The sequence below is a fragment of the Hydrogenophaga palleronii genome (genome assembly GCF_031457455.1).
Taxonomy (GTDB): Bacteria; Pseudomonadota; Gammaproteobacteria; order Burkholderiales; family Burkholderiaceae_C; genus Hydrogenophaga; species Hydrogenophaga palleronii_A.
Genome location: NZ_JAVDWU010000011.1, coordinates 20,091 through 42,997 on the forward strand (window position 1 = coordinate 20,091; position 22,907 = coordinate 42,997).

General features: G+C 53.1%; 22 protein-coding genes and 1 tRNA gene. 22 read left to right on the forward strand and 1 reads right to left on the reverse strand.

The window, feature by feature from the left end; translation table 11 throughout:
- Positions 1 to 29 precede the first annotated feature (29 nt).
- From J2W49_RS21340 to J2W49_RS21435, 20 genes are all read left to right on the forward strand, one after another.
- Positions 30 to 105 (forward strand) — tRNA-Phe (locus J2W49_RS21340).
- A 362-nt stretch (positions 106 to 467) separates the two neighbouring features.
- Entirely contained in the window at positions 468 to 1,970 is a 1,503-nt protein-coding gene (locus tag J2W49_RS21345) for a hypothetical protein (protein WP_310320909.1), read from the forward strand.
- A 34-nt stretch (positions 1,971 to 2,004) separates the two neighbouring features.
- A complete protein-coding gene (locus J2W49_RS21350; protein ID WP_310320911.1) occupies positions 2,005 to 3,300 on the forward strand; it encodes a nucleotide sugar dehydrogenase in 1,296 nt (431 codons plus the stop codon).
- Between the two features lie 7 nt (positions 3,301 to 3,307).
- Positions 3,308 to 4,255, forward strand: coding sequence for a Gfo/Idh/MocA family protein (locus tag J2W49_RS21355; protein ID WP_310320912.1), 948 nt, complete (start codon positions 3,308 to 3,310; stop codon positions 4,253 to 4,255).
- Complete coding sequence (locus J2W49_RS21360) at positions 4,252 to 4,830, forward strand: acyltransferase (RefSeq protein ID WP_310320914.1); 579 nt, start codon at positions 4,252 to 4,254, stop codon at positions 4,828 to 4,830. The genes J2W49_RS21355 and J2W49_RS21360 overlap by 4 nt, the downstream gene beginning before the upstream one ends.
- Before the next feature lie 13 nt (positions 4,831 to 4,843).
- Positions 4,844 to 5,953 carry a DegT/DnrJ/EryC1/StrS family aminotransferase gene (locus J2W49_RS21365; protein WP_310321325.1) on the forward strand — a complete coding sequence of 370 codons (1,110 nt, stop codon included), beginning with the start codon at positions 4,844 to 4,846 and terminating at the stop codon, positions 5,951 to 5,953.
- Positions 5,953 to 7,749 carry an ABC transporter ATP-binding protein gene (locus J2W49_RS21370; RefSeq protein WP_310320916.1) on the forward strand — a complete coding sequence of 599 codons (1,797 nt, stop codon included), beginning with the start codon at positions 5,953 to 5,955 and terminating at the stop codon, positions 7,747 to 7,749. Before J2W49_RS21365 ends, J2W49_RS21370 begins: the two co-directional genes overlap by 1 nt.
- Positions 7,750 to 7,875: 126 nt before the next feature.
- Positions 7,876 to 9,390, forward strand: a complete 1,515-nt coding sequence (locus J2W49_RS21375) for a capsular polysaccharide export protein, LipB/KpsS family (RefSeq protein ID WP_310320918.1) — start codon at positions 7,876 to 7,878, stop codon at positions 9,388 to 9,390.
- A 36-nt stretch (positions 9,391 to 9,426) separates the two neighbouring features.
- Entirely contained in the window at positions 9,427 to 10,425 is a 999-nt protein-coding gene (gene pseB / locus J2W49_RS21380) for a UDP-N-acetylglucosamine 4,6-dehydratase (inverting) (RefSeq protein WP_310320920.1), read from the forward strand.
- A 16-nt stretch (positions 10,426 to 10,441) separates the two neighbouring features.
- Positions 10,442 to 11,137 (forward strand): pseudaminic acid cytidylyltransferase, encoded by a 696-nt coding sequence (pseF, locus tag J2W49_RS21385; RefSeq protein WP_310320922.1) that lies wholly within the window; start codon positions 10,442 to 10,444, stop codon positions 11,135 to 11,137.
- The gene (locus J2W49_RS21390; RefSeq protein ID WP_310320924.1) at positions 11,138 to 12,019 is read left to right on the forward strand and encodes an SDR family oxidoreductase; all 882 of its coding nucleotides are present in this window, start codon (positions 11,138 to 11,140) and stop codon (positions 12,017 to 12,019) included. It abuts the gene before it with no gap.
- The gene (locus J2W49_RS21395; RefSeq protein WP_310320926.1) at positions 12,016 to 13,092 is read left to right on the forward strand and encodes an N-acetylneuraminate synthase family protein; all 1,077 of its coding nucleotides are present in this window, start codon (positions 12,016 to 12,018) and stop codon (positions 13,090 to 13,092) included. Before J2W49_RS21390 ends, J2W49_RS21395 begins: the two co-directional genes overlap by 4 nt.
- Complete coding sequence (locus J2W49_RS21400; RefSeq protein WP_310320928.1) at positions 13,074 to 13,715, forward strand: glycosyltransferase family 2 protein; 642 nt, start codon at positions 13,074 to 13,076, stop codon at positions 13,713 to 13,715. The genes J2W49_RS21395 and J2W49_RS21400 overlap by 19 nt, the downstream gene beginning before the upstream one ends.
- An 81-nt stretch (positions 13,716 to 13,796) precedes the next feature.
- Complete coding sequence (locus tag J2W49_RS21405) at positions 13,797 to 14,417, forward strand: pseudaminic acid biosynthesis-associated methylase (RefSeq protein ID WP_310320930.1); 621 nt, start codon at positions 13,797 to 13,799, stop codon at positions 14,415 to 14,417.
- A gap of 11 nt (positions 14,418 to 14,428) precedes the next feature.
- Positions 14,429 to 14,638 carry a hypothetical protein gene (locus J2W49_RS21410; RefSeq protein WP_310320932.1) on the forward strand — a complete coding sequence of 70 codons (210 nt, stop codon included), beginning with the start codon at positions 14,429 to 14,431 and terminating at the stop codon, positions 14,636 to 14,638.
- Complete coding sequence (locus J2W49_RS21415) at positions 14,629 to 16,158, forward strand: hypothetical protein (protein WP_310320933.1); 1,530 nt, start codon at positions 14,629 to 14,631, stop codon at positions 16,156 to 16,158. Before J2W49_RS21410 ends, J2W49_RS21415 begins: the two co-directional genes overlap by 10 nt.
- Positions 16,124 to 17,254, forward strand: coding sequence for a glycosyltransferase family 4 protein (locus tag J2W49_RS21420; protein WP_310320935.1), 1,131 nt, complete (start codon positions 16,124 to 16,126; stop codon positions 17,252 to 17,254). Before J2W49_RS21415 ends, J2W49_RS21420 begins: the two co-directional genes overlap by 35 nt.
- Positions 17,244 to 18,383 (forward strand): glycosyltransferase family 4 protein, encoded by a 1,140-nt coding sequence (locus J2W49_RS21425; protein ID WP_310320937.1) that lies wholly within the window; start codon positions 17,244 to 17,246, stop codon positions 18,381 to 18,383. The genes J2W49_RS21420 and J2W49_RS21425 overlap by 11 nt, the downstream gene beginning before the upstream one ends.
- Complete coding sequence (wecB, locus tag J2W49_RS21430; RefSeq protein ID WP_310320939.1) at positions 18,380 to 19,468, forward strand: non-hydrolyzing UDP-N-acetylglucosamine 2-epimerase; 1,089 nt, start codon at positions 18,380 to 18,382, stop codon at positions 19,466 to 19,468. The genes J2W49_RS21425 and wecB overlap by 4 nt, the downstream gene beginning before the upstream one ends.
- 156 nt (positions 19,469 to 19,624) lie before the next feature.
- Entirely contained in the window at positions 19,625 to 20,365 is a 741-nt protein-coding gene (locus tag J2W49_RS21435) for a glycosyltransferase family 2 protein (RefSeq protein WP_310320941.1), read from the forward strand.
- 88 nt (positions 20,366 to 20,453) lie between these two features.
- Here the strand turns inward: J2W49_RS21435 and J2W49_RS21440 are convergent, their stop codons facing one another.
- Complete coding sequence (locus J2W49_RS21440) at positions 20,454 to 21,737, reverse strand: sugar transferase (protein ID WP_310320943.1); 1,284 nt, start codon at positions 21,735 to 21,737, stop codon at positions 20,454 to 20,456.
- A 152-nt stretch (positions 21,738 to 21,889) separates the two neighbouring features.
- Here J2W49_RS21440 and J2W49_RS25800 point away from each other — a divergent pair, with 152 nt between their 5' ends.
- Both J2W49_RS25800 and J2W49_RS21450 read left to right on the forward strand, forming a co-directional pair.
- Entirely contained in the window at positions 21,890 to 22,153 is a 264-nt protein-coding gene (locus J2W49_RS25800; RefSeq protein ID WP_310320945.1) for a hypothetical protein, read from the forward strand.
- A gap of 507 nt (positions 22,154 to 22,660) precedes the next feature.
- Positions 22,661 to 22,885: a hypothetical protein gene (locus J2W49_RS21450; protein ID WP_310320948.1), complete on the forward strand. Its 225-nt coding sequence runs from the start codon at positions 22,661 to 22,663 to the stop codon at positions 22,883 to 22,885.
- The last annotated feature ends 22 nt before the right edge of the window (positions 22,886 to 22,907 follow it).

Sequence of the window (22,907 nt, forward strand, 5' to 3'; positions counted from 1 at the left end):
GCAAAGCTGCTATACTTCCGCTTCTGTTTGGCCCGGTAGCTCAGTTGGTAGAGCAGCGGATTGAAAATCCGCGTGTCGATGGTTCGATTCCGTCCCAGGCCACCAAAAGTTCAGTCTCTGCATGTTCGGCATGCCTCATAGGCCCCTAAGTAAGTCAAATACTTAGGGGCTTTTTGTTGATGGAGTTGGTATGGGTGTCGTCCACGCGCGAGGCGATTTTGAGTGATCTGGAGGGAATTGACTTTCCATCGGACGCTTCCGGGCTGTGCTGGCGGGTGGCCCTTCCAGTCGTGGATGGGGAGCCGCGGCCGTTGAAGCGCAGGCTATGAGGTGCTCTTGATTGAAGTTCGATTGAGCAGGTGGTCCAAAGCGGCCCACCAGTCGCTCACCCCACGTCTCGTAGGGGTGCCATGGTGACTAGGTTATTGCACCCACTCGCTGCCTTTTGCGTACTGTCGGCGCTTGGCGTGCTGTTCATTTTGAACAGCTACCCCTTCATGTACCCGGGGTACGACATGTGGTGGCACATGGGAGCCATTGACACCGCCCAGTTGGCCGGCCCGCGAATTTCAGGCTCGCGATTTTGGCACTGGGTTTGGAGCGGAGCACTTTCCTGGCTGCCCTCCGCTTCCTTCTTTGACCGGGCACTTATCGTGCACCGCGTCCAGTTTTTGCTTGCCGTTGCCCTCGTCGGGCTGTCTGGGTATTGGATCCTTCGCACGATCTTCCATCGCACCACCGTTCACCGAGCGGAGCTCCTCCTATTCGCCTGGCTGGGCGTGCTCATCTGGTTGATCATGCAGGGCACTTATTCGCAGGCGGTTTTTGGTGGTCGGGAGTCCCGGGTCGTCATGTCGTGGATGTCCTGGTACTCCATCAACTACCAAATTGCGCTCTCCACATGTCTGCTGGCGGGCGCGGCGCTGCTGTACGCGGTTGTGATGCCCTTGTCTACTGAGCGACGCATGCTCATGTTGCTGGCCTCTACTGCCAGTCTGCTGCTCACGGCGCTGATCCACGCGGCCGAGGTTCCCTACTTCCTCTTTGCCATGGCGATTGTTGTTGCTCTATATGTCCGAGGGCGCAGGGGCTTGCTGTGGGTCTTGGTTTTGTTCATGGCGGTCGCTCTCAGTCTCTACCTGGCGCTGCGCTTTTCATACCGCACCCCAGAACTGTTGAGGGTGGCAATGCAGGGCGATTGGGGCATGCTCGCCGATCGTGTTTCCCGGTATGGTCAATACTTGGTTGTGCAGGGTGCCAACAGGCGTTCTACCGGCTGGAACACGCTCTACACTCTGAGCACATTGCTGCTCTGCGTCAGTCTGCTCGTCGCATGGCGATTGCCATCGAGGGCGGCCATCAAGCCCATGCTGTTCGTGCTTCTGACGGGTCTCCTGCCGTTGATGCTGCTGTTTCAGTGGAGCGCCGGCTTGCTGGCTACCATTACGTATGCCAATCTAGCGTGGCGGTTTGCCTTTTCGAGTTTTTTGTTTCTTGCCATTCCCATTTTTCTGGTCTTGCTCGGCCAACTTCTTCCCGTTCGAGCCAAGGCATGGGGTCAGGTGACTGCGGCAGTGCTGATCGCTTTGTGCGTCTACGTCCACTCACGCTGGGTGGATAGCCAACAGATCGTCAACACCTTTGCGGCTTCGATTGTGCGAAGTACGGACCCTCGCCAGATGTACTTTGACCTTTCGACCGAAGAACAAGAGGCTCTTGATTCGATGCATGCGCGTCTGATTCAGTCGCCTCCCGGCAAACCGCTGTGCGTGGACATTTTCAGCGCTTACTACCTCTTTTTCCTGAAGGATTTCCGTGGGGTCTATGTTCCTGGCAATGTCAACCGCCTGCCCACTGTCGAGCATCGAAAGCATCGCTGTCGCTTCCCGCGCGATGGCGGGGACCTTGTTGCACTGGGAATCAAGCAGCCACCCTGGCGCTTTCGCTTGGCGCAAGACCCTGTGAATTGACTGGTCCGACTCACTCCCAAAAAAACGCTTGCTCATGACCTCCGCCCATCCACTCATTGCCATCATCGGCCTCGGCTACGTTGGCTTGCCTTTGGCAGTCGAATTCGGAAAACACCGCCCGGTGTTGGGGTTCGATATCGACGCAACGCGCGTGGCCGATCTGCAGGCAGGAAATGATCACACCCTGGAATGCAGTGCGTCGGACCTGGCCGCTGCCACCCACCTCCAGTACAGCGCCAATCCTGAAGACTTGAAACGGGCCCAGATATTCGTGGTGACGGTGCCCACACCTGTGGATCAGGCCAACCGCCCCGACATGACACCATTGCGCAAAGCGAGCCAGACCGTGGGCCGCGCGCTCAAGGCGGGCGATATCGTCATCTACGAGTCCACCGTGTATCCGGGCGCCACCGAAGAAGTGTGTGTGCCCGAACTCGAACAAGCCAGCGGGCTCAAGTTCAACCAGGATTTCTTCTGTGGCTACAGCCCGGAGCGCATCAATCCGGGCGACAAGGTCAACACACTCACGACCATCAGGAAAATCACCAGCGGTTCAACGCCCGAAGTGGCGGACGTGGTAGACCAACTCTATGCGCAGATCATCAAAGCGGGTACCTGGAAGGCCAGCAGCATCAAGGTGGCAGAGGCCGCGAAAGTCATTGAAAACAGCCAGCGCGATCTCAACATCGCCTTCGTCAATGAACTCTCCGTGATCTTTGATCGCATCGGGATCGACACGCTTGAAGTGCTGGAGGCTGCCGGCAGCAAATGGAACTTTCTTCCTTTCCGGCCGGGCATGGTGGGTGGCCACTGTATTGGCGTCGATCCGTACTACCTCACCCACAAGGCCGAAGAGCTTGGCTATCACCCCCAGGTGATTCTGGCGGGACGGCGCATCAATGACAATATGGCGCGCTATGTGGCGCGCAACACCGTCAAGCGCATGCTGCAGAACCGCATGGATGTGCCGCGTTGCCGCATCGGCGTTCTGGGTATCACGTTCAAGGAAAATTGTCCCGACATCCGCAACAGCAAGGTCGTGGATGTGGTGAACGAGCTACTGGGCTGGGGTGCCCAGGTGGTGGTCGCCGATCCTTGGGCCAGTGCGCAAGAAGTGCAGCGCGAATACGGCCTCTCGCTCGGCGAAATCACCCCCGAGCAACCGGTGGACGCCCTGATCGTCGCAGTGGGCCATAACGAGTACCGGAACGCCGAGCTGAGCGACTTGCGCCGACTTTGCAGGGGCGAACACCCCGTGCTTTCCGATGTGAAAGGCCTGTACAACCGCCACGAGGCTGCCGCACTGGGGTTTACCGTTTTCCGACTCTAATCACACCATGAAGAACTTTGCCCTGATTGGCGCGGCTGGCTACATTGCCCCCCGCCACATGCGTGCCATCAAAGACACGGGAAATCACCTGGCCGTGGCCTATGACATCAACGACTCCGTGGGCGTGATAGACAGCATCTCACCGCAGAGCGAGTTTTTCAGCGAGTTTGAGCGCTTCTACGAGCATGCCCAATGCCTGAAGCGTCAACCCGCCAATGCGCTCGACTATGTCGCCATCTGCAGCCCCAATCACCTGCACCATGCGCATATTGCCGCAGGCCTTCGATTGGGATGTGACGTGATCTGTGAAAAACCGCTGGTTCCCACGCCCGAATTGCTGGACGAACTGGCGCGTGTGGAACGGGAAACCGGCAGGCGGGTGTACAACATTCTTCAACTGCGCCACCACCAGGCCATCGTGAACCTGCGCAACAAGGTGAGCGCTGCCGCCGACAACACCAAGTTTGATGTGGAGCTGACTTACATCACCAGCCGCGGCAAGTGGTACGCAGAAAGCTGGAAAGGCGACCCACGCAAGTCCTTTGGGGTGGCCACCAACATCGGTGTGCATTTCTACGACATGCTGCATTTCATCTTTGGCAAGCTGCAACGCAACGTGGTCCACTACAGTGGCGAGGCGAAGGCGGCAGGCTACCTGGAATACGAACGTGCCCGCGTGAGGTGGTTTCTGTCGATCGACGCCAACGATTTGCCAGAAGAGGTCAAAGGCCGCAAGACGACCTACCGCAACATCGACATCAGCGGCGAACAACTCGAGTTCAGCGAAGGATTCACGGATCTGCACACCATCAGCTACCAGGAAATCCTCGCTGGCCGGGGGTATGGTCTGGACGATGCGCGCCACTGCATTGAGACTGTCAATGTGATCCGCACGGCGCAGGCCGTCAGTGGCACAGGTGGTGAAGCGCATCCTTTTCTGGCGAGGCTGAAATGAACTACACCGCACACCCCAGCGCGGTGATCGACGATGGTGCCGAAATCGGAGAGGGTTCAAGAGTCTGGCATTTCGTGCACGTGTGCAGCGGTGCCCGTGTGGGAAAGGGCGTGTCGCTTGGGCAAAACGTGTTCGTGGGCAACAAGGTGGTGGTGGGCGACCGTTGCAAGATCCAGAACAATGTCAGCCTCTACGACAACGTCACGCTCGAAGAGGGGGTCTTTTGTGGGCCCAGCATGGTGTTCACCAACGTCCACAACCCCCGAGCTCTCATTGAGCGCAAAAGCGAATACCGCCATACGCTGGTCAGGAGGGGCGCGACACTCGGTGCCAACTGCACCATCGTTTGTGGCGTCACCATTGGTGAGCACGCCTTCATTGGTGCCGGGGCCGTGGTCAACCGCGACGTCAAGGCCTATGCGCTCATGGTAGGCGTGCCGGCCAGGCAGATCGGGTGGATGAGCGAATTCGGCGAACAATTGCCTCTGCCATTGCTAGGTGCGGGAGAAACCACCTGCAAGCACACCGGTGAGGTATACAGCCTGGACGGCGATACCTTGCGCCGCCACCCTTGAGCAAACTGCGTCAATCATGGAATTCATCGACCTGAAATCCCAGTACCAGCGGTTGAAAGCCGACATCGACGCGGGCATTCAGCGCGTGCTTGACCACGGCCAGTACATCCTGGGTCCCGAGGTTGCCGAACTGGAAGACAAGCTCTGTGCCTATACCGGCGCTAGCCACTGCATCACGGTGGCCAATTGCACCGATGCCCTGCAGATTGCCCAGATGGCCTTGGGCATTGGGCCGGGTGACGAGGTCATCACGCCCGGCTTCACCTACATCGCCACCGCCGAAACGGTGGCGCTGCTCGGCGCCAAACCGGTATACGTAGACATCGATCCGCGCACCTACAACCTCGACCCGGCGCTGCTTGAGGCAGCCATCACGCCGCGCACCAAGGCCATCATTCCGGTCAGCCTGTACGGCCAATGTGCCGACTTTGATGCTATCAATGCGGTCGCCGCAAGGCATGGCGTTCCAGTCATTGAGGATGCCGCCCAAAGCTTTGGTGCCCAGTACAAGGGGCGAAAGAGCTGCAATCTGACCAGCATTGCCTGTACGAGCTTTTTCCCCAGCAAGCCACTGGGGTGCTACGGTGACGGTGGCGCCATCTTCACCAACGACGACGAACTGGCCAAGGTCATGCGCCAGATCGCGCGCCACGGACAAGACCGCCGTTATCACCACGTTCGCGTGGGCGTAAACAGCCGGCTGGATACCCTGCAGGCGGCCATTTTGCTGCCCAAGCTGGCCGTGCTGGAAGAAGAGATACAGCAACGGCAGAAGTTTGCGGCCACCTACGACCGCATGTTCAAGGAGGCGGGCATCAGCACAACGCCTTTTGTGGAACACCACAACATCAGCGCTTGGGCTCAGTACACCATCCTTGTGGACGATCGTGAGGCGGTGCAAGGTGTGCTGAAGGCTGCAGGCATTCCCACCGCGGTCCATTACCCTATTCCGCTGAACAGGCAGCCAGCTGTCGCGGATCAGCAGGCAAAACTACCGCATGGCGATGATGCTGCCAAGCGAGTGATGAGTTTGCCGATGCATGCCTATCTCAATACCGACACCCAACGATCGATCGTGGATGCGGTGATGAATTTGACAAAAAATTCAAAGATCAAGGCTTGATGAAACCCAACGCCGCTGCCACAACCCTGCCAAGCGATACAAAAGGCGACCGGCGCGGCTTGATCGCTCGTCTATGGGGTCATATTGCTTCTCGTCGACGCAGACAGTTTGCCATGCTGCTGGTGTTGATGTTCGTCGCTTCGCTGGCGGAGTTGTTCTCTATTGGTGCTGTCATGCCATTTATTGGAATACTCACCGCACCGGAACAAGTGTTTACGCATGAACTTTTGCAACCTGCGATTCGCATCTTCGGCATTCAGGAAGCACAAGAGCTCTTGATTCCAGCCACCATTGTGTTTTGCATGGCCGCCTTGGTCGCGGCTGCAGTGCGCTTTTTGCTCATGTGGGTCGGCACTCGATTGTCGTTTGCGACAGGTGCCGATCTGAGCCTTGAAGTCTATCGGCGCACTTTATATCAGCCATATTCCGTTCATATCTCGCGCAACAGCAGCGAAATCATCACCGCCGTGAGCAGCAAGACACAAGCAGTCGTATCTGGCGCCATCTACCCGATGGTGCAAATGCTCGCGGCCAGTTTCACCCTGATCATTGTTACTGGTGCACTGATTGCCTATCAGCCAATGATTGCACTGGTTAGCATCGTCAGCTTTGGTGTGCTTTACCTGACCATCACCCGATTGGCTCGTGCCCGCCTGGTAGCCAACAGCCGTAAGGTCGCCCTACACGCATCTCGCCGCGTCAAAGCATTGAATGAAGGCCTGGGGGGCATTCGAGACCTGCTGCTTGACGGCACCCAGCCCACCTACTGTGCGATCTTTCAGGACGCCGACCGCCATCTTCGCCAAGCACAGGCGCAAAACACGGTCATTTCTTCAAGTCCTCGTTTCCTGATGGAAGCAACAGGTATGGTGCTGATCGCATTGCTGGCCCTCTGGCTGACAGTGCGTCCAGGCGGTTTTGGCAGTGCCTTGCCTTTGCTGGGGGCGCTCGCGGTATCCGCTCAGAAGCTGCTGCCGATGTTGCAGCAGCTCTATCAAAACTGGACAAATTTCAAGGGCAATAATCGCTCCATTCTCGATGTCCTTGATCTTCTCGATCAACCACTGCCCGAGCATTTGACCCATACGTCTCTGCCTCCCCTGCCATTCACAAGAGAGATACGCCTTGATGGCGTTGGATTTCGGTACCGACCTGATACTGCTTGGGTGCTGGACGATGTCCATCTCCAAGTGCCAAGAGGAAGCCGCGTTGGCATCGTCGGCACCACAGGCAGTGGCAAGAGCACCTTGATCGACATTGTCATGGGCCTCCTGATACCAGGGCGGGGACGGATGCTGGTTGACGACGTTGAAGTTTCTTCCGCCAACAATCTTGCATGGCAGGCGCACATAGCACATGTCCCACAAGCGATCTTTCTCGCGGACGCTAGCATCGCTGAGAACATCGCCTTTGGCGTACCTACCCACAAGATGGATTTGGCGCGAGTGGAAAAAGCCGCCAGACAAGCCCAACTTGCTCTCACCGTCGACACCTTCCCTGATCGCTATCACACACGGGTGGGTGAGCGCGGCGTACAGCTTTCGGGAGGCCAACGTCAGCGAATTGGTATCGCGCGGGCACTCTACAAGGCGGCAGATGTGATCGTGCTCGACGAGGCGACCAGCGCACTTGACAACACCACCGAAGAAGCTGTCATGGGCGCGATCGATGGGCTCGACCGAGACCTCACCTTGTTTATCGTGGCCCACCGTATCAGTACTCTGAAGAATTGTGACTTCATCATTGAAGTTGCTGATGGAAAAGTGATGCGGCAAAAGGGTGGTGGATGCGTATGAATGGTATTTCTTTTTATTGAGGCCAAAATGGCAATGTTGACCAACTGGTGTCGGATGGGTGGAGTGGTGACCTCTGCTTCATATGGCGCGGCCTTCAGTCTTGATTGATCTGGGCTGGAGATTGCCATGAATTTATTATGCTCTGCACCAATTGATCGCTTTTGGTCAAATGTTATCGAGGATCTGGAAAAAAAACTCTCGCTCAAGTTGGTGTATTGGGTGGGAGCGAATCGCACGGAGAATGTGCTGCAAGGAGTCTTTCTTCACGATGTATGGAAGGCGTTCTCTTTAGAGGGTTGTGTGCCTGGATGGGAAAATCAAGGGGACGTCTTTGATATAGGAGAAGTGAGTAGAGTCGAGTATTATAACTATTTAAAGATTCTTGATAGAGTTGACTATGGCGGATTCAGTTTTTCTGAGCGAGATGATCTATTTAAGAGGCAGTTGAGCTATTGGATGTTCGTATTGAAGAAATACGACATCGGTTTTGTACTATTCTCTAACGCCCCGCATCTTCCCTATGACTATCCTTTGTATCTCTGTGCTAAAGCTCTTGGCATAAAGACTGTCATGTTCAACGCTTCTTCTATTCCTGGATGGTGCTATCTAACCACTGAAATAGGTGGGGAAGCGATCGAGGCAGGTAATGGGGGGTGTCAACAAGCCGTTTTGGCGAGAATGCATAAAGAAGGAATTGAGCCCTTCCTGTTTTCTGCGCATCAGAACCCCTGGTATATGAAGATGCAGGCTCGAGAACAGAACTCGCTAAGACGTCGAATATCGTCAACTGCAGGAGCATCCACCGTTTACGCCTTCGCCTTGGGACTGTATCGTTGGGTTGTGAAAAGAAAAGACTTTCGCGCAAGTTTTACTGTCTCTGGAAAGCTCGCGACGTTCAAGTTCTATGATGGTATCTACAGAACCAAAAGCCTGGGTGTTGTTGAGCTTTCCCAATTAAAGGTCGCAGGGCAAAAAAAGAAGGAGGAGCTAAGTAATGAGTATCGAAAATTCGCCAGAAGAATTGATCCTCATGAAATAGGGCCGTACGTCTACTTCGCATTGCATTATCAGCCAGAGCTAACTACAACCCCATTGGGTGGCGATGCTTCCGACCAGTTCTACCTCGTGCGAGCGCTCAGTCGTGCACTGCCTGATGGATACAAATTGGTCATCAAGGAGCATCCATCTCAACTCGCTCGTGTGCTCTATGGCGAGCAGGGGCGAAGCCGGGGCTGCTGGGAGATGTTGTCAGCGTTGGACAATGTCATCATTTGTGATCTTGAAGTGCCATCAATTACTCTGGTCAAGATGGCATCCTTGGTGGTAACTGTCACAGGAACTGTGGGCTGGGAAGCAATGGTCAATGGGAAACCATGCCTTTACTTTGGAGGGGCTTGGTATCAGAAGTTTCCTCAGGCCACCAAGGGAACAATCGGTAACCTGAAAGCTCAGTTGATTGAGCTCTTGGGTTTGGAGAGAGTTGAACCTATCTCCCCTGCTCAGCTTGTGGAATTTTTTGGCCGTTGCGCAATCAAGTGTGACGTTCATGGGCCAATGAAAAATCCGGCTGTCAGGGACCCGGCATTGGCTGCAGAATATTTGACCCACGCAATTGATGTGCTATCCGCTGCTAAAAATTGAGGTGGTTAAAATTGTTAACAAAGACTTCCATTCAAAATGCTCTCTAATCAAACCATTCTCGTCACCGGCGGCACCGGCTCTTTCGGCAACACCTTCGTGCCCATGACGCTGGCCAAGTACAACCCCAGGAAAATCATCATCTTCTCGCGCGACGAGATGAAGCAGTGGGACATGGCCAAGAAGTTTGAAGGTGATCCACGTGTGCGCTTTTTCATCGGAGACGTGCGCGACAAAGACCGGCTGTACCGTGCACTCGATGGCGTCGACTACGTGGTCCACGCAGCGGCTACCAAAATCGTGCCCACGGCCGAGTACAACCCTTTTGAGTGCGTCAAGACCAACATCAACGGTGCCATGAACCTGATCGACGCCTGCATTGACCAAGGCGTCAAACGTGTGGTTGCTCTTTCAACTGACAAGGCAAGCAGCCCGGCTAACCTGTACGGTGCTACCAAGCTGGCCTCAGACAAGCTGTTCGTGGCAGGCAACTCGTATTCTGGTGGCCACGATACCGGCTTTGCCGTCGTACGCTATGGCAACGTCATGGGCTCACGTGGATCGGTCATTCCCTTCTTCATGTCCATCAAGGACAAAGGTGTGCTGCCGATCACAGACCCGCGCATGACCCGTTTCATGATCTCGCTCGAGCAGGGTGTGGAGCTTGTCTGGCACGCATTTGATGACATGGTCGGCGGTGAGATCTACGTCAAGAAGATCCCTTCCATGAAAATGACCGATCTGGCAAGCGTGGTGGCACCCCAGGCCAGGCAGGAAGTGGTGGGTATCCGCCCCGGTGAAAAGCTGCACGAGCAGATGATCAGTACCGAAGACGCCTATTACACCTACGAGTACCCTGAGCACTACAAGATTCTGCCCGCTATTAACGGTTGGCACGAATGCAAGGAACGCATCAAGGACGGCCAAAAAGTGCCCGAGGGCTTCAGCTACACCAGCGACAACAACCCCAGCTGGATGGCGCCGGAGGATCTTGAGGCTTGGATAGAAAGCAACCGCAGCAAAATCGGGAGCATCTGAATAGCTAGGCCTCGGAATGTATATCGCAATCATCCCAGCGCGTGGAGGAAGTAAACGGATTCCACGCAAAAACATCAAGAGTTTTCATGGAAAACCCATGATCGCTTGGTCTATTGAAGCGGCTAAGCAGTCGGGACTGTTCGACAAAGTAGTCGTCTCGACCGACGATCAGGAAATTGCGATGATCGCCACGGCATTTGGGGCTGATGTTCCCTTTATGCGCCCTCCGACGCTTGCCGACGACCATACTCCTACCGTGCCTGTTATAGCGCACGGAATATCCGAAATGGCGGACCTCGGCACCTGCCCTGAGGCTGTTTGTTGTATCTATCCCTGCGCTCCATTCCTCCGGTCAGAAGACTTGGTTGCCGGTTTGGCGTTAATGAATGGAAGTGGTTCAAACTTCGCGTACCCAGTAGCAGAATTCGCCCATCCCGTACAACGGGCTTTGCTGAGGGCAAAAAACGGCAAGATGCAATTCCTATCGCCAGAACATGAAATGACTCGCACCCAGGATCTGCCGCCGACCTTCCACGACGCAGGCCAATTCTATTGGGGGAAAACAGAAGCATGGACAGCTCAGCGGAAAATGCACTCGGAAGGTGCTGGTTTGATAGTGCCCCATTGGCGAATTGTCGATATTGACACAGACGATGATTGGCTGCGTGCGGAGTTGCTATTTGCACTTTTGGCTGAGAAGGGTGGTGACTGAATGAGCGATTCTCGCCAGAATGTGCTGATCCTGGGAGCAACCGGGCTGCTTGGTAGCAATTTAACGTCGGGAACCTATTTGCAGAACTATTGTTGCATCGGCCAAGGACGAGGTCCAGAAGCAGATATTCAATCAGATTTGCAGGAAATCGAACAGGTTCGCGAAATGTTGGTTCAAACACAACCAACCGCAATCATCAACCTGGTTGGACTCACAAATGTAGATTCGTGTGAACAGTATCCAAACGAGGCCTACAGGGTGAACGTACTTCCCGTGGAGAACGTGCTGAAGGCAGCAGAGTCTCTATCATTCAAAACACGTTTGATTCACATCTCGACGGACCAGGTTTACGATGGCGCTGGTCCACATCGCGAAGGAAGCGTAATGTTGACCAACTACTATGCTTTTTCCAAATATGCCGCAGAGTTGGTTGCAAGGACAGGCGATGGCCTCGTATTGCGCACAAATTTTTTTGGTAAAAGTCGAACAGAGAAAAGGAAAAGCATCACTGACTGGCTGTATCAAGAGCTCACGTCCGATCGTGAGGTTCAGGTATTTGAAGATGTATTGTTCAGCCCTCTATCAATGCACAGTTTATGTGAACTCATTGAGCAGACTGTCGAAACCGATCTCGCAGGCATCTTTAACCTTGGAACCCATGAAGGTGCAAGCAAGGCTGATTTTGCTTTTCAGTTCGGCGAATTGACCGGCTTACCAACGTCAAACCTGAAACGTGTCACAACAAGTGAAGTGAGCTTCCTAAAGACTTATAGACCAAAAGATATGCGAATGGATGTTTCGGCGATCGAAGGGGCAATGGGCATGACTTTGCCAAAACTGCGAACGGAACTTGAGCGCGTCGCAAAGGAGTACATACTATGAACGCAAATCCTTCATTCTTCATCGAAAACAAAAAAGTTGGTGCTGACAGTCCCGTTTACTTTATCGCGGACATTGCGGCAAACCACGATGGTGACCTGGAGCGAGCCAAGGATCTGATTTTCCTTGCTGCAGAGGCTGGAGCTGATGCAGCCAAATTTCAGCATTTCACGGCAGAAACTATTGTCAGTGATCGCGGCTTTCGTTCACTGGGAGGGCAGCAGTCGCATCAAGCGGGCTGGAAAAAATCAGTCTTCAGCGTTTACAAAGATGCTAGCGTTAGTGTCGAATGGTCCGATACGCTTAAAGAAACATGCGACAAGGCAGGCATCACGTTCTTTACCAGTCCTTACAGCATGGAACTGGTTGATCATATTGACCCATACGTACCAGCCTACAAGATTGGCTCAGGAGACATCACTTGGTTGGAGATGATCGAGTACATTGCGGCGAAAAACAAACCCTATATATTAGCGAGTGGCGCATCCACCTTTGATGATGTTCAGCGCGCCATGAATGTTGCTATTGCTTTGAATGGCAATGTTTGCCTAATGCAATGCAACACCAACTACACAGCCAGCCTTGAGAACTTCAAATACATCCAGCTCAATGTTCTTAAGGTCTACAGGGAAATGTATCCGAATATGGTGCTGGGTTTGAGCGATCACACGCCGGGGCATGCATCGGTACTTGGTTCTGTTGCACTGGGAGCCAAGATGATTGAGAAGCACTTCACGGACGACATCTCTCGTGACGGCCCAGATCACAAGTTCTCGATGGACTCCCGCACCTGGCGCGAAATGGTCGATCGGACACGAGAACTTGAGAACGCATTGGGTAACGGTGTAAAGAAGGTGGAGGCAAATGAGGCGGAAACTGTCATTCTTCAGCGACGTGCAATTCGGCTGGCAACGAACATTCCGGCGGGGGCCGTGCTCAAGCGCGAAGACCTGGAGGTATTGCGGCCCTGTCCCATTGGTAGCCTGCCACCCTACCTTCTCAACAGTGTGGTTGGGAAGGTTCTGCGTCAAGACATGCAACAAGGCGAGCATCTCAAATGGACCGATCTCGAGTAGCCTTCGTTATTCCCGCATTCAACGAGTCAAGTACGATTTTTGATGTCATAGCTGCTGCAAGCGCTTTTGGCCAATCCATCGTTGTAAACGACCATTCGCTAGACGATACCGCCACGATTGCTGAGGCTGCGGGTGCACTTGTCGTCAATCATACAATTAATCAAGGCTACGATAATGCATTGAATTCGGGCTTCAAGGCGGCGGCTAGTCTGGGCGTGGATTATATTGTTACGCTTGATGCAGATGGCCAGCATGATCCTGCGCTTCTGCCGCGATTGATTGCTGAACTGGAAAATGGCGCTTCACTTGTACTCGGTGTAAGAAGTTCTAAAGCGCGATTTGCCGAGCATGTGTTTGGGTTGTATACGCGCTTGCGCTATGGAGTTCTGGATCCACTTTGTGGATTGAAAGGGTACCGACGCGACCTGTATGAATCCATTGGGCATTTCGATTCCTATAAGTCCATTGGGACTGAGTTAATGCTACGAGCTGTGGCGTCCGGCGTCGGCTATAAGCAAGTGCGTTTTCAGGTTCGAGATCGCGCAGATGCGCCAAGATTTGGGCGTTCACTTGTCGCCAACGCGAAAATTCTACGGGCTTTAATCATTTGGATCTTGAGTTAGCTATTATGGCCCGCGCACCGGAAGATTGGGCGGGTGTCGAATCGATAGTCAGGCCTTCAACCAGCGATCCTAGGAATAGATATGAGTTTTAAAACGGAGCAGGAAACCTTTTGGGCCGGTGATTTTGGCTCAGACTATGTTAAGCGCAATCAAGGTAATGCACTTAAGGCTGCCAATATAGACTTTTTTAGCAAAGCGCTTCGTGCAACACGTGGTCTCAGGAGTTGTATGGAGTTCGGTGCCAATATTGGCATGAATTTGATGGCCATAAAGTTGCTGTATCCAAGCATCAAGTTACATGGAATAGAAATTAATGCTGAGGCTGCAAGCCTGCTGTCTGAGGTGGTGCCTCCAGCTCAAATTCACCTTGGCTCTGTTCTGGATTTCGAGCCAGTGCAAACCTATGATCTTGTCCTTATTAAAACAGTTCTCATCCACATCAACCCCGGTGAGCTTGCGCAGGTGTATGACAAGCTTGTAAAGAGTTGTGGTCGCTATTTGCTTGTTGCTGAATACTATAATCCCACGCCAATGTCGATTTCTTACCGGGGTCACACGGATCGGCTTTTTAAACGTGACTTTGCAGGGGAACTCATGGACAGGCATCCCGGGATGAGCCTGGTTGATTATGGATTCGCCTATCACCGCGATCCCAATTTTCCACAGGACGATATCAATTGGTTCCTGATGGAAAAGAGATAGAAGCCCAATCCGTGCAAACAGCTCTCGACGCTAGTGCCTCATCGCAGATGGATGCATGGCTTGAAGGTTCCAGTGACAAGCTGGATGAGCCTGCAGCAATCGCATATTCGGCGTTGGTTGCTTCGATCATTGATAGGCACATGCCCATGGATAAAGGTGACACCGCTACTGCCGGCGGCTTTTCGCTTGACAGCAGCCTGCCCGGACAAGCGTGGACTTGATGAATGCAATAGAAAAACTTGAGGTAATTAAGGCTTTCGAGGCCACCCATGATGTAACGGCGTACAAGGCTGATGGATGGCACGTGTGGCCGTTGGTGCGGATCTTGCTGGGTTTCAATGCCTTTCCGCGCAAATCACCGACTGTACTGAACCGAGTTTGGATGGGGCTGATTCGCCCAATGGTCGGTTATCTTAGGGCTCTGATTCGACAGTCGAGAGGCACTGAAAAAGCAGCCGGTAGCGAAACAAATACCGCGTCAGTGGTATTCCTTACTCAGTCAGGACGTCGGGTATGGTGGCGCGAATGCTTTTATGAAATCTACACCGATCCATTGATCGAAATACTTAAGAGCATGGATAAGCCGGTGATCGTCTGGGAGGTGGGCGACAGCAAAATGCCCCAATATTCTCCGAGTCACAAAATATCGATTGAAGTCGTTGATGAGTTATATCGAACCTTTGCGCATCTCAGGAAACTACCGGAACCCGGTTGGTTTTCAGAATTGCAGCCAATGTTTATCAAAACTGTCGGACGGTCTTTGAAATGGGAAGAAGTATGTGGTCACATTGTATTGGTGACCGAGATGGCAAAAATTTTTGAAAGAAAACTAAGTAAAATCCAGCCAAAGATCGTGATTGCTGTATGCTGGTACAGTAATCGCACGATGGCGCTTACATTGGCTGCTTCGCGCCTGGGTATTTCGACTGTGGAACTCCAGCATGGTGTGCAAGGGAGGGGGCATTTTGCCTATTCTGGTTGGCAGAAATATCCCCCTGGCGGTTATGAGGTTTTTCCGGATATATTCTGGTGCTGGGGTCGTACGTCAGTTCATGATTTGATAGCCTACAATCCTGGTTTGCAAGGTGGATCACAATTGTTGATTGGAGGTAATCCTTGGTTGAATAGATGGCGTTCCAATGATTTTTCGCTTAGAAACTCTGATCCAGGGCAGAAGACCATTTTGGTTACTCTGCAGCACGAAGTTTCCAGTATTCTATTGGATGCTATAAAAAAAAGTCCCCAAGCCTGGGATTGGATGATTCGATTCCATCCTATCAGATCGACAAAAGATCGTGAAACGGATTGTGCACTTTTTGCTGCTACCGGGCATAAAGGGGTCAAGATCGTCGGCGAGAGCGATTCGCTGCTGTATGAATTGTTTCAGAACATTGACGTGCATATCACAGAGTCCTCAACATGTGCATTGGAAGCAATGGCGTTTGGTGTTGGGACCATTGTTGTAACTGATACCGCCTATGGCCGGATCGGGAAGTTTTACTTTGACTCGTATATAAATCGCGGTGTAATGTGTGTTGCTGACACAGCAGGGGAACTCCTTGCCAAGGTGCAGTCGATGGCTCCGCTCGCTTCGACTTATGAAATCGCGTCAGATTATTTCGCCGAATCAAATATCACTGTAAGGACGCTCGAGGAGTTGTTGAGTCGGGAGCACGGTACAGCGGTGGAAAATATCAAAGGCAATCGTGAAAGCAAAAATTGTTCTGATCGTCCTGAATGATTTCACAAATGATTCAAGGGTGCTGAAGGAAGCCATTTCCTTGCAATCCTTGGGGCATGCCGTACATGTGATTGCCTTGCATGGTCGAGATCTGTCCGAGCACGAAGTTATTGATGGTATTCCTGTGCGCCGGGTCAAACTCGTGTCCAGACCATGGTCCAAGGTTAAACTGGTCCAGTTGCTAAAATATTTTGAATTCTTTTTTCGTGCGCTGTTCTACTGCCGCCACGCTGACATCGTTCACTGCAACGATCTGAATGCCCTTCCAATCGGTGTGGCGGCAAAAATATTAAATCTTGGGCGTGTGAAAGTGGTCTACGACGCTCATGAGTATGAAATTCATCGAGTCAGCCCGACGAGGCGTGTCAACATAGCGGTCAACTACATGCTGGAGCGAATATTGATTCGCTTTGCTGACCGCGTAATGACCGTGAGTGAAGCGATTGCCAACGAGTACGTGCGTCTGTATCGCATACGTAAACCTTCGCTGGTGTTGAACTGTCCCCCGTTTTCGGAATCAAAAAAGCGGGACGTTTTTCGCGATCGCTTTGGTATTCGGCAGGATCAGATCATTGTGCTATACCAAGGAGGGCTCAGCAAGGGAAGAGGCATCGAAATCCTGCTTCAGGCATTTTCTGAACTCTTAGATGACAAAGTGGTTTTTGTGGTGATGGGATATGGGCCACTAGAGAGTTTGGTTCTCGAGTATCAGATTAAAGATGCCCGTGTATTTTTCCATCCCGCTGTATCTCCTCGAGAGCTGCTTGACTATACATCCTCAGCTGATTATGGAGTTCTCTTCTATGAAGACAACTGTCTGAATCACAGGTATTGTTCGCCCAACAAGATGTTTGAATACCTCATGGCAGGTATTCCCGTGTTGAGCTCCAATCTGGTCGAAATGAAGCGCTTGATCGAGCAGAACAATATTGGTGTGGTCGCCGAGAGCAACGATGCGGAAGGATTCCGCAGGGCCTTGGCATCCCTGCAGGCCATGGATTACGAGTCGCTGGTCAGCCGCGTCAAGACTGTGCGTCGCAGGTATTGCTGGGAGGAGCAGGAAAAGGTGCTCGTGGAGGTGTACCATGACCTGTGAGATCCGCATCGTTCACCTCACATCTGCTCACCCCCGCATCGACACGCGCATTTTTCTCAAGCAGTGCCGGTCCCTGGCGCGAGCGGGTCACGAAGTGGCATTGGTGGTGGCTGACGGTATCGGAGATGCAGTGCGAGACGGGGTGTCAATCCATGACGTGGGAGCGCCATCTGGTCGTTTGGACAGGATGCGCAATGTCACCCGTCGTGTGTTGGCAAAGGCCGTTGAGCTGGATGCTGATGTCTACCACCTGCATGACCCAGAACTGCTTCCCGTGGGGCTCAAGCTCAAAAAACTTGGCAAGCGCGTGATCTTCGACGCCCATGAGGATGTGCCTAAGCAGCTATTGGGTAAGCCTTACCTTAATCCAGTCGCTCGCAGGCTGGCGTCATGGGCCTTTGCTGCGTATGAGAATCGAGTTTGTCGCCGCCTGGACGGAATCATTGCGGCGACCCCCTTTATCCGCGAAAAATACCTTCGCATTCACTCGAATGTGGTTGATATTAACAATTTCCCTATGCTGGGTGAGCTTGCACCTGGGACGATCGACTGGTCAAAGAAGAGAAAGCAGGTTGCCTATGTCGGGGGTATCGCTCGCATAAGAGGGATCCTCGAGGCGGTGCAAGCAATGGCATTGACCAACTGGCCGGGAGGAAGACTATCATTGGGCGGACGGTGTTCTGAACCTGAGTTCAGAAGAGAGTTGGAGTGCCAAGCAGGTTGGATTTTTGTTGACGATCTCGGATTTCTTAATAGAGATCAAGTTCGTGTTTTGCTGAAAGACTCTGTGGCCGGGCTAGTAATCTTGCATCCAGTGGTCAACTATCTGGACGCTTTACCCGTCAAAATGTTTGAGTACATGAGTGCAGGGATTCCGGTAATTGCCTCCGATTTTCCCCTTTGGCGGGAGATCGTGGAGGGCAATCAGTGTGGCCTATGCGTGGACCCGCTAAACCCACGAGCGATAGCGGAGGCTATAAACCAACTTGTGGCTGACCCTGAAAGTGCAGAGAGAATGGGTCGCAACGGTCAAAAAGCAGTACAAGAGCGCTACAACTGGGGCATTGAGGAGAAGAAGCTGCTTGCTTTCTACGAGAAACTGTTTGCCACAAAAGAAGAACCGGTATGAAGAAAATCGTCACTGTGCTGGGCGCTCGCCCACAGTTTATCAAGGCAAGCGTGGTGTCGCACGCCATCAAAAAGGCCGACAACTTGAAGGAGGTTCTGGTGCACACCGGCCAGCATTTCGACGCGAACATGTCCGAGGTTTTTTTCTCTGAACTCGACATGTGCAAGCCTGATTATTTCTTGGATATTCATGGCGGCACTCACGGCGCCATGACAGGACGCATGTTGGCCGAAGTGGAGCGTGTGCTGCTATTGGAAAAGCCAGATGTTGTTCTCGTCTACGGCGATACGAACTCCACACTGGCTGGCGCCTTGGCTGCGGTGAAGCTTCACATCCCTGTGGCGCACGTGGAGGCCGGTTTGCGCAGTTTCAACATGGCCATGCCGGAAGAAGTTAACCGGATTCTCACAGATCGTATTTCCAGGTGGTTATTTGCGCCCTCCGACGTCGCTGTCGGGCATTTGCGTCGTGAAGGCTTTGCCGCTGAACAGATTATCAATGTGGGAGACGTGATGCTGGATGTGGCGCTGCATCATGGTGGCTTGAAGAGCACCAGGCCGGGATTGCTGGAACAATTCGAGATACATCCTGGTGAGTATGTTCTGGCTACCATCCATCGTGCCGAAAACACCGATCACCCGGAACGCCTGCGAGTGATCGTAAATGCTCTTTTGCGTGTGGCCGCTGAAATACCGGTGGTATGGCCGCTGCATCCGAGAACCCGAGCGATTCTACAGCAATTGCACGATTGGGAGCTATTAAAAAGGAGAATCCATATCACTGAGCCCTTGGGATATCTTGAAATGATTGAGCTTGAAAAGAATGCTGGTTTGATTGCAACTGACTCCGGTGGTATGCAAAAAGAAGCATTCTTTCACAAAGTGCCTTGTGTGACTTTGCGTGATGAGACCGAGTGGGTCGAGCTGGTGCATTCCGGATGGAATATCTTGCAACCGCCGATCAATGATGTTGAAATTGCAAAAACAATGTTCGCCCGTATTGGAGTAAAGGGTGAAAATGTTGTGCCCTACGGCGAGGGTGGTGCTGCACGCAAAATCGTATCGGTATTGCGCTCCGTGAGTTAATTTGTAATTTCATGCTGCACTCGACGAGCATCTGCAGCCTTTCATTGTCTCTTTTTCCTCGGTTTTCTGATAGTTGATTTCCCTGGTCCTTTTGTGGGGGACCTTGCCGTTTGCTTTAAATGGCGTCAATATCCATATTTGATTGTTTGAGTCAAAATGTTGGTATCTATTATAATGCCTTGCTTCAATTCAGCCTCTTTTATTGGGGTTGCCATTGAGTCCGTGATTGAGCAGACGTTCAAGGAATGGGAATTGATTGTGGTTGATGACCGCTCAACCGATAATTCGGTAGATGTGGTGAGGTCTTACCAGGTTTCGGATTCTAGAATAAAACTTCTGATCCTTCCAGAGAACCGGGGGGCGGCAGGCGCACGAAATGCGGCAATTAGTGTTTCGCAAGGACGGTATATTGCTTTTTTGGACAGTGATGATTGGTGGCGCCCTGAGAAACTTGCTACACAACTGGAGGCGCTTAAGACTGGTAATGCTCACATGTGTTTCTCTTCATATGAAAAAATTCATCAAGACGACCGTGGGCATAGATTGATCACTGTACCTGCCGTAGTCTCTTTTAAAGATCTTTTGAAATTTAACCCGATTGGTTGCTCAACAGCAATATATGATACCGTCCGCTGCGGCGGAAAGCTCTTGATGCCAAATATTAGAAAGAGGCAGGATTACGGACTTTGGCTTCGGATTCTCAAAAATGGTGGTTGCGCGATAGGATTACAAGCGCCCTTGGCGTTCTATAGGGTGAGGCGTAATTCTGTTTCCAGCAACAAGATTTCTGCAGCTCTCTATCATTGGAGGGTGTTGCGGGGAGAAGGTGGCGTTTCTGTTGTTCGCGCGGCTTACTATTTTTGTTTTTATGCCGTTCACGGCTTGAAGGCGTACTGAATATTCGGCCGCCTGAAGGTCGTATAAGTCTGAAGATTTCGGCATTTAGTTTGCGAACTTAATTCTAGGTTGAGTATGTCGATTAGATCTAGCGCGCCCCGAAACCAGTCAAGATGGTTCTAACGGTTTTTACAGCGATCAGAAGATCAAGCGCAATCGAATAATGCGAAACGTAGTACAGGTCGTACTGCAGCTTCAAATGCGTTTCACCAGCACTCGCTGCGTAGCCCTGCATTACCTGCGCCCAACCGGTCAGGCCGGGGCGAACCAGATGGCGGTACGGATAGCTTGGAATTTCGATTGCAAATTTTTCGACGAATGCATGCTGCTCGGGTCGTGGGCCAATCAGGCTCATGTGGCCGAGCAGCACGTTCACCAGTTGGGGGATTTCGTCGAGACGGCTCTTGCGCAGGAAACGCCCCAGCCGGGTGATTCGCGAATCGTTTTTTTGTGCGAATTGGGTTTCCTGGTGCTTGCTCTGGACCATGGTCCGGAACTTCCAGATTCGAAACGGCTTGCCGTGCCAGCCAGTCCGCGTCTGGCTGAACAGGGCGGGGCCAGGGGAGTCCATGCGGATGGCCGCCGCCACCAGCAGCCCAAGTGGCACCCAGAATGGCGCGAGCAACACAACCAAAGTGCAGTCGGCGATTCGCTTGACTGCATCGTAGGCAGGATTGCTGTCGGGCTGCCAAAGCGGGTCGGTGAGGGCTTCGCGAGCTTTTTTTCCGGTCAGGGACTCGGCCAAGACTGCCACTGAATACAGCCGGATGTGATGCAGCTTGAGCTGAGCCAGCTGGTGGGCTTGTTCAGGGCTCTCTGGCTTGTCGGTGATGAGCGCCCCGTTGCAGGCTGGTAACGAGGTTTCGCCAATGGGCCAAAACACCAGCTCGATGTGCCGCATGAGCTCTGCTTGTCGTGCGCCCAACTTGTTTTTCAGGTTGGCTGGGGCTTCTGGGTCCAGGTGTACCAGCACCAACTTCTGGCGCTTGCGGGCCCGCATTTCCACCAGCCAGAACCACGTCATCGTGATCAGTGCGGCCGTTAGCACTGCGCCGCGCGAATAGCGGTGTTGCAACAACGCAAAGCCCAGCATCAGCACCGGATAAGGAGCCAGGCTGTTGATAATCAACATGCTGAACTGCTCCACCACAGGTAGGTGCACCGAGCGGTAAATCAGGTGAGCGGCCAACAAATAGGCAGGCAGACACCACAACACTGTATTGGGGAAGAGGTTGGTCACGAGGCCCAAGCCCTGGAGCGCCAGACCTGCGACGTAGGCCAACCCGAGCAAGGGCAGGCCGCCCAGGCTGTGGATCAAGTGGTGCGTCTGCCGCGCAGCGTGCTGCGAGGCCAGTTTGTTCTTTTGGTTCAAAAGTGAGTGGCTGAAATCGCCAGCAGAGAAGGAGGGCTTGGAGCCCGCTAACCGTGGGCGAAGCGTTCAAACATGTTCGGATTGCACTGGAGTTCGCGAAGTGTAACTGTGGTGCGCTCAGCAGGCGGCCGTGTGGAACCTGCTGACACCAGTTGTCGCTGACCACCTATCTCCATCCTAGGCGGACTCAGTTCGACGCCTTCTGCAATTACCCGCAACGCAAGACCAGGCGGATGGCCATGGATCGCCAACACAAACAGTTCCTGACGGGTCTGGCCCCTGCACAGCCAGATTGGACATTGCTCCAATGCCCGCATGCGTCTGAACTGCCTGCGCTGCGCTGGAAACTCGGCAACTTGCAGACCTTTAGCCAGCGTCGGCCAGCAGACTTTGAAAAGCAGGCGGCAAAGCTGTAGGCCTTGCTTGCCTGAACCCTGTGTGCAGTCTGAACCGGAGGACTGCGGGCAGTTGATCGAGGTAGCCCTCTGGCCTGGCCAACGAAGTCGACGAACGCGACGACCATGATCAGCGGCCACCGGCGTGGTCTCCTTGCGCCGTTTGGCGTGCTGGAGCGAATGCGACATAATCCAGTGCAGCAGCGGAAATGTCTGTGGAGCGGAGCCGCAATTTCCGGTTTTCTGCAGGCCTGTTAGGTGTATCCCAGCGTGTACCCTGCGAAAATTGACGGTTGTGAGAGTGAGGAATGGCGGGGCCTATAGCGAATCTTTCGATTCTGTCCCAGCCACCAAATAATTGTTTTGCTGGCCAACTGGTTAGCAAAGCAAAAGCAAAAACAAAAGCAAAAAGCGGCCTTCGAAAGACGGTCGCTTTTTCTTTTCTGACATCGTTTTCCGGCAGTCGGGGTGGCTGGGTGCAAAACGTGGTGCCACCGTGAGTACCAACGCCCCTTTCAAGAGTGCATCATGAACATCAGATACAAAGCTGGCCTTCTGGCAATCACTGTCACGCCGCTGATTCTTGCCGGCTGCGGGCTCGAAAGCGCCGGCACCGCCGCCACGGCCGGAGCCACCAAGCAGATGGAACTGGAACAGGCCCGCAAGACGCAGGAACAGGTGCGGCAGCAGGTTCAGCAGTCGATGGAGCAAATGAACAAGCGCAACGAACAATTGGATGGGGCTGCGCAGTAGCGCTGTGGGCTGCCAAGCCTGT